This is a genomic window from Micromonospora sp. C28ISP2-4, from assembly GCF_030519385.1.
Lineage (GTDB): Bacteria > Actinomycetota > Actinomycetes > Mycobacteriales > Micromonosporaceae > Micromonospora > Micromonospora tulbaghiae.
Genome location: NZ_JAUMKG010000002.1, coordinates 607317 through 623216 on the forward strand (window position 1 = coordinate 607317; position 15900 = coordinate 623216).

General features: G+C 73.2%; 20 protein-coding genes and 1 riboswitch. Of the genes, 2 read left to right on the forward strand and 18 right to left on the reverse strand.

Going from position 1 to position 15900, the window contains the following annotated elements; translation table 11 throughout:
• Nucleotide 1 precedes the first annotated feature (1 nt).
• The 6 genes from thiD to thiE all read right to left on the reverse strand — a co-directional run bounded on the left by thiD (nucleotide 2) and on the right by thiE (nucleotide 4240).
• Complete coding sequence (gene thiD, locus Q3W68_RS11560) at nucleotides 2-790, reverse strand: bifunctional hydroxymethylpyrimidine kinase/phosphomethylpyrimidine kinase (protein ID WP_302905420.1); 789 nt, start codon at nucleotides 788-790, stop codon at nucleotides 2-4.
• Nucleotides 787-1458 carry a thiamine phosphate synthase gene (locus Q3W68_RS11565; protein ID WP_302905695.1) on the reverse strand — a complete coding sequence of 224 codons (672 nt, stop codon included), beginning with the start codon at nucleotides 1456-1458 and terminating at the stop codon, nucleotides 787-789. The genes thiD and Q3W68_RS11565 overlap by 4 nt, the downstream gene beginning before the upstream one ends.
• Nucleotides 1459-1520: 62 nt before the next feature.
• A complete protein-coding gene (locus tag Q3W68_RS11570; RefSeq protein ID WP_302905421.1) occupies nucleotides 1521-2294 on the reverse strand; it encodes a thiazole synthase in 774 nt (257 codons plus the stop codon).
• A 4-nt stretch (nucleotides 2295-2298) separates the two neighbouring features.
• Entirely contained in the window at nucleotides 2299-2499 is a 201-nt protein-coding gene (gene thiS / locus Q3W68_RS11575) for a sulfur carrier protein ThiS (protein WP_013288601.1), read from the reverse strand.
• A complete protein-coding gene (thiO, locus tag Q3W68_RS11580) occupies nucleotides 2490-3620 on the reverse strand; it encodes a glycine oxidase ThiO (RefSeq protein ID WP_302905422.1) in 1131 nt (376 codons plus the stop codon). The genes thiS and thiO overlap by 10 nt, the downstream gene beginning before the upstream one ends.
• Nucleotides 3614-4240, reverse strand: a complete 627-nt coding sequence (gene thiE / locus Q3W68_RS11585; RefSeq protein ID WP_302905423.1) for a thiamine phosphate synthase — start codon at nucleotides 4238-4240, stop codon at nucleotides 3614-3616. The genes thiO and thiE overlap by 7 nt, the downstream gene beginning before the upstream one ends.
• A riboswitch (TPP riboswitch) is annotated at nucleotides 4235-4346 on the reverse strand. It overlaps the preceding gene by 6 nt.
• A gap of 118 nt (nucleotides 4347-4464) precedes the next feature.
• Between thiE and Q3W68_RS11590 the strand changes: the two genes are divergently transcribed.
• Nucleotides 4465-5535: a DUF559 domain-containing protein gene (locus tag Q3W68_RS11590; RefSeq protein WP_302905424.1), complete on the forward strand. Its 1071-nt coding sequence runs from the start codon at nucleotides 4465-4467 to the stop codon at nucleotides 5533-5535.
• A gap of 109 nt (nucleotides 5536-5644) precedes the next feature.
• On the opposite strand, the gene Q3W68_RS11595 is transcribed toward Q3W68_RS11590, so the two are convergent.
• From Q3W68_RS11595 to Q3W68_RS11610, 4 genes are read right to left on the reverse strand one after another with little or no spacing between them, the layout of a single operon-like run.
• Nucleotides 5645-6607, reverse strand: coding sequence for an aldo/keto reductase (locus Q3W68_RS11595; RefSeq protein ID WP_302905425.1), 963 nt, complete (start codon nucleotides 6605-6607; stop codon nucleotides 5645-5647).
• Between the two features lie 21 nt (nucleotides 6608-6628).
• Nucleotides 6629-7435: a nucleotidyltransferase domain-containing protein gene (locus tag Q3W68_RS11600; protein ID WP_302905426.1), complete on the reverse strand. Its 807-nt coding sequence runs from the start codon at nucleotides 7433-7435 to the stop codon at nucleotides 6629-6631.
• The gene (locus Q3W68_RS11605) at nucleotides 7432-9111 is read right to left on the reverse strand and encodes an ABC-F family ATP-binding cassette domain-containing protein (RefSeq protein WP_302905427.1); all 1680 of its coding nucleotides are present in this window, start codon (nucleotides 9109-9111) and stop codon (nucleotides 7432-7434) included. The genes Q3W68_RS11600 and Q3W68_RS11605 overlap by 4 nt, the downstream gene beginning before the upstream one ends.
• 41 nt (nucleotides 9112-9152) lie before the next feature.
• The gene (locus Q3W68_RS11610) at nucleotides 9153-9758 is read right to left on the reverse strand and encodes a class I SAM-dependent methyltransferase (protein ID WP_302905428.1); all 606 of its coding nucleotides are present in this window, start codon (nucleotides 9756-9758) and stop codon (nucleotides 9153-9155) included.
• A 124-nt stretch (nucleotides 9759-9882) separates the two neighbouring features.
• Here Q3W68_RS11610 and Q3W68_RS11615 point away from each other — a divergent pair, with 124 nt between their 5' ends.
• Complete coding sequence (locus Q3W68_RS11615) at nucleotides 9883-11106, forward strand: hypothetical protein (RefSeq protein WP_302905429.1); 1224 nt, start codon at nucleotides 9883-9885, stop codon at nucleotides 11104-11106.
• Nucleotides 11107-11113: 7 nt separating this feature from the next.
• Here Q3W68_RS11615 and truA read toward each other — a convergent pair whose 3' ends face one another.
• From truA to infA, 8 genes are all read right to left on the reverse strand, one after another.
• On the reverse strand, nucleotides 11114-11947 hold the full coding sequence (truA, locus tag Q3W68_RS11620) for a tRNA pseudouridine(38-40) synthase TruA (protein ID WP_302905430.1): 834 nt from the start codon (nucleotides 11945-11947) through the stop codon (nucleotides 11114-11116).
• Between the two features lie 70 nt (nucleotides 11948-12017).
• Nucleotides 12018-12578, reverse strand: a complete 561-nt coding sequence (gene rplQ, locus Q3W68_RS11625) for a 50S ribosomal protein L17 (RefSeq protein ID WP_302905431.1) — start codon at nucleotides 12576-12578, stop codon at nucleotides 12018-12020.
• Nucleotides 12579-12612: 34 nt separating this feature from the next.
• A complete protein-coding gene (locus Q3W68_RS11630; protein WP_007073009.1) occupies nucleotides 12613-13635 on the reverse strand; it encodes a DNA-directed RNA polymerase subunit alpha in 1023 nt (340 codons plus the stop codon).
• A 95-nt stretch (nucleotides 13636-13730) separates the two neighbouring features.
• Nucleotides 13731-14357, reverse strand: coding sequence for a 30S ribosomal protein S4 (gene rpsD, locus Q3W68_RS11635; protein ID WP_120573092.1), 627 nt, complete (start codon nucleotides 14355-14357; stop codon nucleotides 13731-13733).
• 14 nt (nucleotides 14358-14371) lie between these two features.
• Complete coding sequence (gene rpsK / locus Q3W68_RS11640) at nucleotides 14372-14779, reverse strand: 30S ribosomal protein S11 (RefSeq protein ID WP_013288613.1); 408 nt, start codon at nucleotides 14777-14779, stop codon at nucleotides 14372-14374.
• Nucleotides 14780-14797: 18 nt separating this feature from the next.
• On the reverse strand, nucleotides 14798-15178 hold the full coding sequence (rpsM, locus tag Q3W68_RS11645) for a 30S ribosomal protein S13 (RefSeq protein ID WP_013288614.1): 381 nt from the start codon (nucleotides 15176-15178) through the stop codon (nucleotides 14798-14800).
• 211 nt (nucleotides 15179-15389) lie between these two features.
• Nucleotides 15390-15503, reverse strand: coding sequence for a 50S ribosomal protein L36 (gene rpmJ / locus Q3W68_RS11650; protein WP_012184307.1), 114 nt, complete (start codon nucleotides 15501-15503; stop codon nucleotides 15390-15392).
• Nucleotides 15504-15593: 90 nt separating this feature from the next.
• On the reverse strand, nucleotides 15594-15815 hold the full coding sequence (infA, locus tag Q3W68_RS11655) for a translation initiation factor IF-1 (RefSeq protein ID WP_007073013.1): 222 nt from the start codon (nucleotides 15813-15815) through the stop codon (nucleotides 15594-15596).
• Nucleotides 15816-15900: the final 85 nt, after the last annotated feature.

Consider the following 15900-nt stretch of genomic DNA (forward strand, 5'->3'; position numbering starts at 1 on the left):
CTCATGCGGACCAGCCGAAGTGGTCCAGCGGGCCGCGTCCCGCGCCCAGCTCCCAGGTCCGCGCGCCGGTCAGCGCGCGGGTGACGTACTCCTTGGCGGCCGCCACCGCGACCGGCACCGCGTCGCCCGCGGCGAGCCGGACCGCGACGGCGGCCGAGAACGAACAGCCGGTGCCGTGGTTGTGCCGGGTGTCCACCCGGGGCGCACGCAGCAGGCGCGTGGTTCCGCCACCGGCGAGCACGTCCACCGACTCGCCGTCGGCGTCCACGTCGCCGCCGGTCACCACCACGAACGCCGGGCCGCGCGCCGCCAGCGCCTCGGCCGCCGCGACCATCTCCTCCACGGTGCCGACCGGGCTTCCGGTGAGGGCCGCGGCCTCCGCGCAGTTGGGCGTCGCCACCTCCGCGTACGGCAGCAGCCGCTCGACCGCCTCCACCACGCCGAGCCGGTGCCCGCTGGTGGCGACCAGCACCGGGTCGACGACCAGGTGCGGCAGCCGCCCGGCCCGGGCCGCCTCGGCCACCGCGTCGGCGACCGCCGGGGTGCCGAGCATGCCGCTCTTGACGGCCCGGACGTCGAAGTCGCCGAGCACGCTGTCCATCTGGTCGCGCACTGTCTGCGGGGGCAGCGGCAGGACGGCGTCCACGCCCCTGGTGCTCTGCGCGGTGACGGCGGTGAGCACGCTCGTGCCGTACGCCCCGAGTGCGGCGAACGTCTTGAGGTCGGCCTGGATGCCGGCGCCTGCCCCGGAGTCGGAGCCGGCGATCGTGAGGACTGTTCTCGGCGTCACTGGTCTTCTCCGGTGGTTGCGGTGGAGGGCTGGCCTTCGTCGGATCGCGCGGGGTGGGTGCGTGCCACACGGGTGGCCGCCTCCTGGAAGGCTCTGCCCAGCGTGGTGGCGGTTTCTCTCGGGTCGTCCGCGCGCATGATCGCGCCCAGCACTGCTACTCCGGCGGCGCCCGCCTCGACGCATGCGTGGACCTGGTCCGGAGTTTCGATGCCGCCGAGGGCGAGCACCGGGACCGGGCTGGCTTTCACCAGCGCGGCGAGTCCGGTCGGCCGTAACGCCGGGCCGTAGCCGGGTTTCGTGCGGGTCTCGTAGATCGGGGACACTGTCGCGTAGTGCTCGGTGGTGAGCCGGGCCAGCTCGGCTGTGTCGTGGCAGGAGCGGCCGACCAGTCCGACGGCGGGCAGCGGGTACGGGCCGGCGGCGGGCAGGTGCACCGCGTCCCCGTCGAGCGGATCCGGTCCGGCGACGATCAGCGTGCCGCCCGCCTCGGCGAGGATCGCGCGCAGGTCGGCGGCGAGCGCGAGGCGCTCGGCGCGCGGCAGGTCCTTCTCCCGCAGCACCACCCACCGCACTCCCCCACCCACGGCACCCGCGACCACGTCGACGAGCGCCCCCCGAGCGACCCGCCGATCGGTCAGCAGCACGACGCCGCTCGGCCCGCCCTGGATCTTGGTACGCGCTCGCCCCTCGGAGGGCGCATCCGTACCAAGATCCGCAACGCGAGCGGCGGTCACAGGTCGGGCCGTCCCTCATCCGGCGTGGATGCCAGGGCGTGGAAGCGGCGGGCTATCCGGCCCGCGCCGTACGCCAGGCGCCCGGCCTCGACCGCGTACCGCATCGCGGTGGCCATCGCCACCGGGTCGGCGGCCCGGGTGACGGCGCTCGCCAGCAGCACCGCGTCGCAGCCCAGCTCCATCGCGAGCGCCGCGTCGGAGGCGGTGCCGATGCCCGCGTCGAGCACCACAGGCACGTCGACAGCCGCCCGGATCAGCCGGATGTGGTGCGGGTTGCCGATGCCCAGCCCGGAGCCGATCGGCGACCCGGCCGGCATCACCGCCGCGCACCCCACGTCCGCCAGCCGCCGGGCCAGCACCGGATCGTCCGAGGTGTACGGCAGCACCGTGAACCCGTCCGCCACCAGCTCCTCGGCGGCGCGCAGCAGCTCCACCCCGTCGGGCAGCAGCGTGCGCTCGTCGCCGATCACCTCCAGCTTCACCCAGTCGGTGTCGAACGCCTCCCGGGCCAGGTGCGCCGTCTTCACCGCCTCCACGGCGGTCCGGCAGCCGGCCGTGTTCGGCAGCAGCCGTACGCCGCACCGCTCCACCAGGTCGAGCAGGCCGCCCGAACCGCCGGGCGTGGTGTCCACCCGGCGCAGCGCCAGCGTCACCAGCTCGGTGCCGGAGGCCCGGATCGCCTGCTCCAGCACGTGCAGGTTGGCCGCGCCGCCGGTGCCGAGGACGAGCCGGGAGCCGAACGTGACCCCGCCGATCTCCAGTGTGGACATCCGCTCACCCGCCCTGGGTGGCACTGAGCACCTCGACGCGATCGCCGTCGCGCAGCACGCTCGCCGACCAGCCGCCGCGCGGCACCACCTCGCCGTTCACCGCGACCGCGAGCCCGCGCTCCCGGTCGGTGACGGTGCGGACCACCTCGGCGACTGTGACGCCCTCGGGCAGCGTCCGGCCGGTGCCGTTGACGATCAGTTCCACGTGCGCTCCTTCCCGAAGCGGTCCGGGGTGAAGGGGGCGAGCGCGGGGTCCGGCTCGCCGGTGACGATCAGCTCGGTGACCAGGTCGGCGGTGACCGGGGTGAGCACGATGCCGTGCCGGTGGTGCCCGGTCGCGGCGAGCACGCCCGGCCGCCCGGGCAGCGGCCCGATGATCGGCGCGTTGTCCGGCGTACCGGGGCGCAGCCCGGCGACGGCCTCCACCAGCTCGTACTCGACGAGTTCCGGCACCAGCTCCGCGGCGGCGCGCAGCAGTGTCAGCACGCCAACGGCGGTGACAGCGGTGTCCGCGCGCTCCTCGACCGTCGCCCCGACCACGACCTCACCGCTGTCCCGGGGCACCAGGTAGACCGACTCGCTGTCCGCGTACCCCCGGATCACGTGCCGGAAGCCCGGCGGACCGCCGCCGGGCGCGCGCAGCCGCAGCACCTGGCCCTTCACCGGGCGGACCGGCAGGCCGGTGAGCGCCGCCGCGCCGCAGCCGGCCGCGACCACTGTGACCCGCGCGTCCACCTCGGACAGCGCGCCGACGCGGGCCGGGCGCAGCTGGACACCGGCACGCTCCGCGGCCGTGCGCAGCGCGGCGACCAGCCGCCGCGGATCGACCTGGTGGTCGCCGGGCGCCACCGCGCCACCGCGCACGCGCGGCGCCAGCGCCGGCTCGCGGTCGCGCAGCTCCGAGGGGCGCAGCGGCGTGATCGGCAGCCCCAACCCCCGTTGGTACGACCACAGCCGCCCCGCCTCGGCCAGGTCGTCGGCGGTGAGCCCGACGACGAGCGTGCCCTCGGTGCGGTGGCCGACGTCGACGCCGCTCGCCCCGGCCAGCTCGGCGGCGAAGCCGGGCCAGCGGGCGGCGGACTCGACGAGCAGCGCGGTCAGCTCGTGCTCACCGAAGTACGCCTCGGCGACCGGCGACAGCATCCCGGCGGCCACCGAGGACGCGCCCGACCCGGGCCGGTCGTCGTGCACCACCACGCGCAGTCCGCGCTGCGCGCACCGCCACGCGACAGCCCACCCCACCGGCCCGCCCCCCACCACCGCCACGTCGGAAAGGAAGGGCCCCCTGTTAACGCCTCCGGTAGAGGAAGGGCCCCCTCTTAACACGTCAGCGCCCGCAGCAGCTCGGCGGTGGCGTGCGCGGGATCGACGGCCAGGCTGAGCGCGCCGACCACCGCCACCCCGTACGCCCCGGCGGCCCGCAACGCCGGCACACTCGCGGCGGTCACCCCGCCGATCGCGATCACCGGCACGTTCACCGCCTCGGCGACCGCGCGTACCCCGTCGGGGCCGATCGGGTCCGGCAGGCCGGCCTTGGTGGTGGTGGCGTGGCACGGGCCGACGCCCAGATAGGTCGCACCCGCGTCCACCGCCGCGCGGGCGCCCACCGGTTCGCGGGCGGTAGCGCCGAGCACGGCGTCCGGGCCGAGCACCCGGCGCGCGGCGGCCACCGGCAGGTCGTCCGCGCCGACGTGGCCACCGGCGGCGTCCACCGCGAGCGCCACGTGCAGCCGGTCGTTGACCAGGCACCGCGCCCCGTACGGCCGGCACGCCTCGGTCACGCGGCACGCCAGCTCGTACGCCTCCCGATCGGTGGCGTCGTCCTCCACACGCACCTGCACGACGAGTTCGGCGCCCGCCACTGGCAGGGCGGCACGCAGCACGGCGAGCGGGTCACGCCCCGGCCGGGTGTCGGTGATGAGATGCAGTCGTCCCAGGGACAGCACGGCAACGCTCCTCCCTGCGCCGGCATTACCCGGATCAGGTTCGACGGTCGGGGGCTCCCAGCCCCCCTCTCAGCCCGGTCCGCACCGGGCTCCCGTGGGTCACTTGCGGCCTACCGTACGACGCCTCCCGCCCGTACGGAAGCCCGGGTGAGCTTTTTTCCAGGAACCGTTCACATGCCGGATCGGGGCAACGGGTGACCGTCCCGTCGCGACACGCTGCCGGGATGTCCGTTCCCGCCCGTGTCCCGCGCCGGCTGGCGATCCTGCCGTTCCGGGGCGGCCGTGCCGTCTCCGAAGGGCTGCTCACCTGGACGATGCTGCGCGGGCCGACGTGGATCCGCCTGCTCCCCGACGTGTACGTGCACCGGGACGGATACCGCGCCGACGACCATCGCATGTGGTGCGAGGCGGTGGCGTTGCGCCTGCCGCCGGGTGCCGTGCTGGCGGGAGGCAGCGCCGCCTGGTTGTTCGGCGCGGACGTGCTCACCCGCGATGCTCCGGTCACGGTGCTGCTGCCGACCGCCGCTCGACTGCGACCGCACCCACGGTTGCGGGTGCTCCGGTCGCCGTTGCCGGAGCGGGACCGCACCCGCGTCGGCGGGTTTCCGGTCACCACCCCGCTGCGTACCGCGTTCGACCTGGGCCGGCAGGGTTCATTCGTCGAGGCACTGGTCGCCGTCGACGCGCTGCTGCGCCGCCGGGTCGTGAAGCTGCCCGTCCTGCGGGCCTATGCCGCCGAGCGGCCGGGCTGGCCGGGCGCTCCACTGTTGCGCGAGGTGCTGGCGATGGCCGAGCCGTTGAGCGAGTCCCCGATGGAGACGCGGCTGCGGCTGCTCCTGCTCGACGCCGGCCTGGGCCCGCTCACCGCCCAGCACGAGGTACGCGCCGGCGGACGCTTCGTGGCCCGGGTGGACCTGGCCTGGCCGGCACTGCGCCTCGCGGTCGAGTACGACGGCGACCACCACCGCGAACGGGCGCACTTCCGGCGGGACGTGGCACGCCTGAACGCGCTCCGCTCGGCCGGATGGATCGTGCTCCGGTTCACCGCCGACGACGTGCTGCGCCGGCCCGACGCCACTGTCGCCCTGGTCCGCCAGGCCGTGGCAGAACGCCGTGCCACCGCGGCGCACCACCGACCCGTGCCCGCCGCCCGCCGGGTCGCCCGAAACACCACGGCCGTCAGGTCCGCTCGCAGACACCCATGTCGTTCCACTCACCGTCAGAATCAGCCGCCAGTGGAACGCCATGGGTGCCTCAAGGCCCGCTTGACACCCACGGTGTTCCACTCGGCGTGAACGCTGCCGGGGAGTGGCACGCCGTGGGTGCCTCGATGCGCGGACAAGCGCCGACGCGCGAGCGCACGCCCGACGCGCGGGAGGGCGCGTCGGTACCGGGCGGCGACCGTCAGAGGATGGCGTCCAGGGCGTCCAGGTCCTCGTCCGACGGCTGCCAGGTGCCGGCTTCGGCGTTTGCCTTCACCTGCTCGGGAGTGGTCGCGCCGGCGATCACCGACGTCACCGCGGGCCGGGCCGCCAAGCCGCCGATCGCCACCTGGAGCATGCTGATGCCGCGCTCGGCCGCGTACGCCTCGATCGCCTCGATGACGTCCCAGCGCGCGGCGGCCAGCCGCTCGGCGTACCGGCCGCCACCGGCCAGCCGGCTGCCGGCCGGGGGCGCCTCGCCCCGCTTGTACTTGCCGGTGAGCAGCCCGTTGGCGAGCGGGAAGAACGGCAGCATGCCCAGGCCGAACCGCTCGCAGGCCGGGATGACCTCGTCCTCCACTCCGCGCTCCAGCAGCGAGTAGTGGTTCTGCGCGGAGATGAACCGGGTACGCCCCTGCGACGACGCGGTCCAGTCGGCGTCGGCGATCTGCCACCCGGCGAAGTTGGAGTTGCCGAGGTAGCGCACCTTGCCGGCGGTCACCAGGTCGTCCAGCGCGGCGAGCGTCTCGTCGATCGGCGTGCCCGGGTCGGGCTCGTGCATCTGGTACAGGTCGATGTGGTCGGTGCCGAGCCGGCGCAGCGACGCCTCGACCGCGCGGGCGATGTAGCGGCGGGCGCCCCGGGCGCCGTGATCCGGCCCGTTCGCGCCGTTCATGTCCATGCCGAACTTGGTGGCCACCACCACGTCGTCGCGGCGGCCCTTGAGCGCCTGGCCGAGCAGTTCCTCGGAGGCGCCCTGCGGCTCACCGTAGATGTCGGCGGTGTCGAAGAAGTTGATCCCGGCGTCGAGCGCGGCGTCCACCACCGCCCGGGTGCCGTCGAGGTCGAGTTTGCGGCCGAAGTTGTTGCAGCCGATACCGACCACTGACACCACGAGCCCGGAGTCGCCCAGCCGGCGATAGGTCATCTCACTCACGAGATCCACCCTATGCCCGTTCCCCAGGTGTCACCCGGGGAGCGGCAGCACCTCGGCGGCCAGCACCCGGGCGTCACCGATCGTCGCCGCCAGTTCCTCGGGGGTACGCCCCACCGCGCCCAGCAGTGCCTGCGCCCGCTCGGCGAAGCGCGGCGGCGCATCGGGCAGGCGCCCGGCGGAGGCGATCATGCCCTTCTCGTTGACAAGCCACCGTCCGGCCCGGCCGTGCAGTGCGTGGACCAGCACCCCGACGACCCGGAACAGGCAGCCAGCCACGTAGCCGGCGTCGCCCGCGGCCGCGCCCTTCGCCGCGCCGTCGAGCAGCAGCCCGGTCTCCCAGCCACCGGCGACCAGCGCGGCGCCGAGCGCGGGCGGATAGTCGACTGTCTCGGCGCGCAGCGCGGTCAGCTCACCGGTCGGGTCGCCGAGCACCCGCCCGAGGGCCACCTCCCCGGCGTACGCGTGCGAGTAGAAGCCGAGCGGGTGCCCGGCCTGCACCTCGACCGTGTAGCGGCCGGCCCGGCAGTCCGCCCAGACCCGGTGCACCCGATCCAGGTCGCGGTAGATCCAGTCCACCGCGACCCCGTCGACACGCAGCCAGCCGCCGCCGTCGACCCACGGTCCCCAGCCGCCCGGGGCGGTGAGGTCCACCGGTCCGTCGGCGACCGAGGCGGCCACCGCGCGCAGCCCGGCCAGGTCGGGCGTACCCCGGTAGTAGAGGCCCAGGTCCCAGTCGGAGTCGGGCCGGTGGTCGCCGCGGGCGCGGCTGCCGCCGAGCGCCACCGCGACCACGCCGTCGACCGCGCACAGCCGGTCGACCAGGTCCTGGCCGATCACCCCACGTCCCAGACCGGCTCCGGTGTCTCCACCACGTCGCCGTCGCCCCGGAACAGCACGAACCGGTCGAAGGTACGGGTGAACCACCTGTCGTGTGTCACCGCGACCACAGTTCCCTCGAACGCGGTCAGCCCGGCCTCCAGCGCCTCGGCCGAGGCCAGGTCGAGGTTGTCGGTGGGCTCGTCGAGCAGCAGCAGTGTCGCCCCGGACAGCTCCAGCAGCAGCACCAGGAACCGCGCCTGCTGCCCGCCGGAGAGCGTGCCGAACCGCTGGTCGCCCTGACCGGCCAGCTCGTACCGGGACAGCGCCGCCATCGCGGCGTGCCGGTCCATGCCGGCCCGGTGGTCGTCGCCGCGCCACAGCACCTCGACGAGCGTCTTGCCCATCAGCTCGGGCCGGTCGTGGGTCTGCGAGAAGTGCCCGGGCCGGACCCGCGCGCCGAGCCGGACCGTGCCGCCGTGCGCGACAGGCGCGAGCGCGGCGGCGCCGTCGACAGGGGTGTTGCCCGGCTCCGGGTCGGTGCCGCCCCGGGCCAGCAGCCGCAGGAAGTGCGACTTGCCGGTGCCGTTCGCGCCGAGCACCGCGACCCGGTCGCCGTACCAGAGTTCCAGGTCGAACGGGTACGTCAGGCCGTCCAGCTCCAACTGCTCGGCGATCACCGCGCGCTTGCCGGTCCGTCCGCCGGTCAGGCGCATCCGGATGTCCTGGTCCTTCGGGGGTACGGGCGGCGGGCCGGCCTCCTCGAACTTGCGCAACCGGGTCTGCGCGGCCTGGTAGCGGGAGGCCATCCCGTCGTTGTACGCGGCCTTCTGCTTGTACATCAGCATCAGCTCGCGCAGCTTCTGGTGTTCCTCGTCCCAGCGTTTGCGCAGCTCGTCGAGGCGGGCGTGCCGGGCCACCCGCGCCTCATGCCAGCTCGCGAAGCCGCCCGGGTGCACCCAGGCGCTGCCGCCCTCCACGGCGACGACCCGGTCGGCGGTCTGCGCCAGCAGTTCCCGGTCGTGCGAGACGTAGAGCACCGACTTGCCCGATTCGCGCAGCCGCGCCTCCAGCCAGCGTTTGCCGGGTACGTCGAGGAAGTTGTCCGGCTCGTCGAGCAGCAGCACCTCGTCCGGGCCGCGCAGCAGCAGTTCCAGCGCGAACCGCTTCTGCTGGCCGCCGGACAGCGTGCGTACCGGCCGTTCCCGGGCGCTGTCCCATGGCAGGTCGAGCACGATGGTGGCGACGGTGTCGAAGAGGACTTCGGCGTCGTACCCGCCGGTCTCGCCCCAGGCGGCGAGCGCTTCGGCGTACGCGAGCTGGGTCTTGGCGGCGGCGGAGCTGTACTTGCCGCGGACCTCGGCCGCCCGCATGGCCGCCTCGGTCTCGGCGAGCCGCCGCCCGGCGTCGCGCAGCGCCGGCGGGGCGAGCGAGAGGGCCAGGTCGGCGAGCGTGGACTCGTCTCCGATCATGCCGATGAACTGCCGCATCACGCCCAGCCCACCGGAGCGGGCGATCGCGCCGGTCTTCACCGGCAGGTCACCGGCCACCATCCGCAGCAGCGTGGTCTTGCCGGCGCCGTTCGGGCCGACCAGCGCCACCTTGGCACCCTCACCGACCCGGAACGACACGTCGCTGAACAGCTCACGCCCGTCCGGGAGGATGTGCCCGACCCCTGCCACGTCCACGTATCCCACGCGGGCATCCTGCCCGAGCCGGGCCGGTGGACGACACCGGATTACCGGGTGACCCGCAGCACCCGGTAGCCCTTCTGGCTGGCGTGCCGCTCGACCGACCAGCCCTGCTCGACCAGCCAGCGGTGCAGCGAGTCGCCGCCGAGGTGCCGGGCGACGACCAGCCAGGCCGTGCCGTCCGGGGCGAGCCGGGGCAGCCAGCGCAGCAGCAGGCCGTGCAGTTCCGCCTTGCCGATGTGGATCGGCGGGTTGGACCAGATCTGGGTGAATGTGACGTCGTCCGGCAGGTCGTCGGGTGCGACTGCGTGTACCCGGTCGGCCGCCCCGACGCGGGCCGCGTTGGCGGTGGTGAGTGCGCGGGCGCGCTCGTTGACGTCCACGGCCCAGACGGTGGCCTTCGGCGCGACGGTGGCCAGGACGCAGGTGATCGGGCCGAAGCCGCAGCCGATGTCGAGCAGCGCGCCGGTGACGTCGGCGGCCGGCAGGTCGGCCTTGCGCAGCAGCACGGCGGTGCCGGGGTCGAGCCGGTCGGCGGAGAAGACACCGGCGGCCGAGGCGAGCGTGTAGTCGCGCCCGGCGACTGTGAACTCGACCTCGCGCGGGCGGGCCGGGGTCGAGGGCTCAGCGGTGAAGTAGTGGTCGCCGGTCACGCAGGCATTCTCGCACCGGGCCGGAGCGGTTCCGGCGACGGTGTCCAGGGTGGGCCGGACGCCACTCCGCCAGAATTTCCCAATATTACCCCTGAAAGGGACAATCGCCCCTACTCTATGCCACATGGTGTACCGGTACGAGTCCGATGAGGACGCCTTCCTGGAGTACCCGAAGCCCGGGTCGGCCCCGAACGGGCCCGCAGCCGCGACGCCCCCGCCCGCGGGTCCGTCACGCTCCCGCTTCCCCACGCCGTCGCTGCCCCGGCCGCCGCGCCCGCAACCGGCGCTGCCCGCGGCCGGCGCGACCGAGCAGAGCGGCACCGAGCAGAACGGCACCGACGAGCAAGCGGCGGCCGACGACGCCCGCGCCCCGGTGCCGGCGCCCCCGGCCCCGGCACCGACGCCCGGGCGGCCCGCGCCACCCCGGGAGCCCTCCCCCGTGCCGCAGCCCGCGCCGCCCACGCCGGCCCCCGTACCGGCGGCGGCGAACCGGCCGACGGTGCCGATCCCGGCCAGCCCGACCGCCCGCGCCGCCGACGTCTCCGAGCTTCCCCGGACCCGGCGCGCCGAACGCCGCAGCGGCGGACGGTTCTGGCAGACGCTCGTCGGCGGCGCCGCCGTACTGCTCCTGCTCTCGCTCACCGGCCTGGCCGTCGCGGCCCTGCTCGACGAACGCACCGCCACACCGCCGGCCGGCCAGCCGACCCCGCAGCCGACCGAGTCGAGCGCCCCGTCCGGCGGCACCGACCTGGACTCCCGGGACACCGACCAGGCGGCGCTCACCACCAAGGAGGTCTTCCCGGCCAAGGACCTCGTGATCACCGACGGGAAGCCGGCCTACCGGGTGCTCAAGACCCAGGCCAGCACGAAGTGCCAGGTCGCGGCCACCGGCGAGATCGCCGACCTCCTGACCCGGCTCGGCTGCAACCAGGTCGTGCGGGGCACGCTCCGCTCCCCCGACGGCGACCACCTGATCACCGCCGGCCTGTTCAACCTCACCGACGTGGCCACCGCCCAGCGGGTACGCGACCGCATCCGGCCGCTGCTCGACGCGCGCCAGGGACGGTTCCGTGGCATGGCGGCGGGCGACGGCACCGAGTCGGTGGAGAAGGCCGCAGCCCGGGTCGCCTGGCAGGTACGCGGACACTACGTCGCCTTCTGCCTGGTCACCCGTGCCGACGGGGAACGCATCCCGAGCGACGACGCGACCGCCCGCGAGATCATGTACGACCTGGTCGAGCTGCACCTCAACCGGGGTGTGCTGGACCGTCGTGCGGCCGCCGGCACGGCCGGGCAGCCCGACGCGGACTCGGCCGAGGACAGCGCCGGTCAGCGGGGCGCGGACTGAGCCGGGTTCAGCCCTCGGCCACCGGCACCCGCAACCGGCGGGTCTCCTCGGCGCGGCGGGCGTACTCGGCCGGGTCGGCCGGGTAGCCCACAGCGACCAGGGCGAGGCCGTGCGCGGGCGCCACTGTCACCTCGCTGGAGCGCTCACGCCGGGTCAGCAGGCCGGCCGGCCACTGGACCGGCCGCCGCCCGTCACCTGCCACCAGCATCGCCCCGACCAGGCTGCGCACCATGTTCTGGCAGAACGCGTCGGCCTGCACGGTGGCGACCAGGATCCCGTCCGGGTCGCGCCGCCAGTCCAGCCGGGTCACCTCGCGCAGCGTGGTCGCGTTCTCCTTGCGGCGGCAGTACGCGGCGAAGTCGTGCTCGCCGACCAGCCCGGCGGCGGCGGCGTTCAGGGCCGCCAGGTCCAGCGGCTTCGGCCAGGCCAGGGTGTCCCCGCGACGCAGCGGCTCGGCGCCCCACGGGGCGTCGGTCACCCGGTACTCGTAGCGCCGGAACGTGGCCGAGAACCGGGCGTCGAAGTCGGCGGGCACCTCGGTCATCGCGCGTACCCCCACGTCAGGCGGCAGGAGCCGGGCCAGCCGGCGCAGCAACCGGCCCTCGTGCTCCCGCCACACCGCTGTCGGCAGGTCGAGGTGGCAGACCTGCCCGGTGGCGTGCACGCCGGCGTCGGTACGCCCGGCCACAGTCAGGCCGGTCGCCGTGCCCGCGCCGAGCACCAGGTCCAGCGTCTGCATGAGCACACCGGCCACTGTGCGCCGGGTCGGCTGGGGCGCCCAGCCGGAGAAGTCGGCGCCGTCGTACGAGACGTCCAGCCGCAGCCGGGTCCGCTCGTCCACCTCGTACCTCCTGTCGACGGCGACGGGCCCGGCACCCCCGAGGGGATGCCGGGCCCGGTCGAGCCTGATCTCAGGCCTTGTCGTTCTCGGTGGCCTCGTCGCTGTCCTCGCGGGCGGCGGCGGTGTCACCCGACGCGGAGACCGGCGCCTCGGCGTCCTGGTCACCGTCGCTGGAGCGCGGGGTCTCCTCGGCCGGGGCCAGGGCCTCGACCTTGTCCTGCTGGGCGGCCTTGCGGGCGGCGGTCTTCTTGTTCGCCTTGGGCTCGGCGACCTGAAGCTCCTCCACCAGCTCGATGATCGCCATCGGAGCGGCGTCACCCTTGCGCGGACCGGTCTTCACGATCCGGGTGTAGCCACCGTTGCGGTTGGCGTACCGGGGCGCGATCTGGTCGAACAGGGCGTAGACCACGTCCTTGTCCTTGACGACGCCCAGCACCCGGCGACGCGAGGCGAGGTCGCCGCGCTTGGCCTTGGTGATGAGCTGCTCGGCCAGCGGACGCAGCCGACGGGCCTTCGTCTCGGTGGTCTGGATCTTGCCGTGCTGGAACAGCGCGGTGGCCAGGTTGGCCAGCATCAGCCGCTCGTGCGCGGGGCTGCCGCCGAGGCGGGGGCCCTTGGTGGGCGTGGGCATGCTTGGTGCTCCTCAGGTGTGGCGGCAGCGCGGACTAGAGCTGCTCGGTCTCGCGGTAGTCGTCGGTGTCGTAGTCCGCCTCGCCGAAGGCGTCCACGACGTGCGCCGGGTCGAAGTTCGGAGCCGAGTCCTTCAGCCCCAGGCCCATCCCGGCGAGCTTCATCTTGACCTCGTCGATCGACTTCTGACCGAAGTTGCGGATGTCGAGGAGGTCGGCCTCGGTACGCCCGATGAGCTCACCAACGGAGTTGATGCCCTCGCGCTTGAGGCAGTTGTAGGAGCGGACGGTGAGGTCCAGCTCCTCGATCGGCAGGGCCAGGTCCGCCGCCAGCTGGGCGTCCTGCGGGGACGGCCCGATGTCGATGCCCTCGGCGGTCTCGTCCAGCTCCCGGGCGAGCCCGAACAGCTCCACCAGCGTCGAGCCGGCCGAGGCCAGCGCGGTACGCGGGCCCATCGACGGCTTGGTCTCGACGTCGATGATCAGCCGGTCGAAGTCCGTCCGCTGCTCGACACGCGTCGCCTCGACCCGGTACGTCACCTTGAGCACCGGCGAGTAGATCGAATCGACCGGGATCCGGCCGATCTCCGCGCCCGCCTGCTTGTTCTGCGCCGCGGTGACGTAGCCGCGACCCCGCTCGACGGTCAGCTCCATGTCGAGCCGGCCCTTGCCGTTGAGGGTGGCGAGCTTCAGGTCCGGGTTGTGCACCGAGACACCGGCCGGGGGCTGGATGTCACCGGCGGTCACGTCGCCCGGGCCCTGCTTGCGCAGGTACATGCTGACCGGCTCGTCGTGCTCGGAGCTGACGCACAGCTCCTTGATGTTCATGACGAGCTCGACCACGTCCTCCTTGACCCCGGGGATCGTGGTGAACTCGTGCAGCACACCGTCGATCTTGATCGAGGTGACCGCCGCACCCGGGATGGAGGACAGCAGCGTACGCCGCAGCGAGTTGCCCAGCGTGTAGCCGAAGCCGGGCTCCAGCGGCTCGATGGTGAACCGGGAGCGGGTCTCGTTGATCGACTCTTCGGAGAGAGACGGTCGCTGGCTGATGAGCATCTTTTCTCTTCTCTTCCGGGGCGCCCGCTATTTGACGCCCACGACACAACTGTTCCGGTGGCCCGCCCGGAAGGACGGGCCACCGCAACGAGCCCTTACTTGGAGTAGAGCTCGACGATCAGCTGCTCCTGGACCTGGGTGTCGATCACCTGGCGAGCCGGGAGCGAGTGCACGAGGATCTTCATCTGGCTCGGGATGGCCTCCAGCCACGCCGGAACCGACCGGGAACCGGCCTGAGCCTGCGCCACCAGGAACGGGGTGAGCTCCTTGCTCTTGCCCCGGACCTCGATGATGTCGTGCTCCTTGACGCGGTACGACGGGATGTCGACCTTCTTGCCGTTCACCGTGAAGTGGCCGTGCTTGACCAGCTGGCGGGCCATGTCCCGGGAGCTGGCGTAGCCGGCCCGGTAGACCACGTTGTCCAGCCGCGACTCGAGGATCTGCAGCAGAACCTCGCCGGTCTTGGCCTCCTTGCTCACGGCCTCTTCGTAGTAGCCGCGGAACTGCTTCTCCAGCACGCCGTACACACGACGGGCCTTCTGCTTCTCACGGAGCTGGAGCAGGTACTCCGTCTCCTTCGTGCGGCCGCGGCCGTGCTGCCCGGGCGGGAACGGCCGGGACTCGAACGGGCACTTCGGACCATCGCACTTGCTGCCCTTGAGGAACAGCTTCATCTTCTCCCGCCGGCAACGGCGGCAGTCAGCACCGGTGTAACGAGCCATCTCTCTCTAACCTCTCAGACCCGGCGACGCTTCGGCGGACGGCACCCGTTGTGCGGCTGCGGCGTGACGTCGGAGATCTGACCGACCTCGAGGCCCACGGCCTGCAGCGAACGGATGGCGGTCTCCCGGCCGGAGCCGGGACCCTTGACGAACACGTCGACCTTGCGCATGCCGTGTTCCATCGCGCGGCGCGCGGCGGCCTCGGCGGCGAGCTGCGCGGCGAACGGAGTCGACTTGCGGGAGCCCTTGAAGCCGACCTGGCCGGAGGAGGCCCAGGAGATGACCGCACCGGTCGGGTCCGTGATGGACACGATGGTGTTGTTGAAGGTGCTCTTGATGTGCGCCTGCCCGTGGGCGACGTTCTTGCGTTCCTTGCGCCGGACCTTCTTGACAGCGGCTCCGGCACGAGCCTTCGGTGGCATAAGTCTGTGCGCTCCTAGTTACTTCTTGCCGGGCTTCTTCTTGCCGGCCACGGTCCGCTTCGGGCCCTTCCGGGTCCGCGCGTTGGTCTTGGTGCGCTGGCCACGCACGGGCAGACCGCGACGGTGCCGGATACCGGCGTAGCAGCCGATCTCGACCTTGCGGCGGATGTCAGCGGCGACCTCGCGGCGCAGGTCGCCTTCAACCTTGTAGTTGCCCTCGATGTGGTTCCGGAGCTCGACGAGCTCCTCGTCCGTGAGGTCCCGAACGCGCTTGTCCGGCGAGATGCCGGTCGCGGCGAGCGTCTCCAGGGCGCGGGTACGACCGACCCCGAAGATGTAGGTGAGCGCGATCTCCATCCGCTTCTCGCGGGGGAGATCCACGCCGACTAGACGTGCCATGTGCGGGCGTACTCCTCGTGATGTTGTGGCGGAGGTGTGGACCCGTCCCATCCCGCTACCGGCCGTCCCTGTCCTTCCGGCGTCAAGAACGCCGGCGACCGGGATCGGTCGCTGCCCGAGCGGGCCCCGGCCTCCGACCGGGGGTCAACCACGAGGGGGTACGCGCTGCGCACCCGACCGCGGCTGGGACGAGCTGGTGATGTGTGGGGCGTCAGCCCTGGCGCTGCTTGTGGCGCGGGTCGGTGCAGATGACCATGACCCGGCCGTGCCGGCGGATCACCCGGCACTTGTTGCAGATCCTCTTGACGCTCGGCTTGACCTTCACGGTTGCCTTACTTCCCATCTGGCCCGGAGCCGCGGCGGTGCGCGATCCGGACGTCGAAGACGGACACGGGTCTCCCGGCCGCCGTCAGGCTTACTTGTAGCGGTAGACGATGCGCCCGCGGGTCAGGTCGTACGGCGAGAGTTCGACGACGACCCGGTCCTCCGGCAGGATGCGGATGTAGTGCTGCCGCATCTTGCCGCTGATGTGAGCGAGCACCTTGTGGCCGTTCGCGAGCTCCACCCGGAACATGGCGTTCGGCAGGGGCTCGATGACCCGACCCTCGATCTCGATTGCTCCGTCTTTTTTCGGCATGTCCTCCGCTGTCCTGACGTCGGTTACTCCGGACGGCCCACAACGTCTTACACGGGTGAACTGACCAAGATCAGGAACCCGCGCC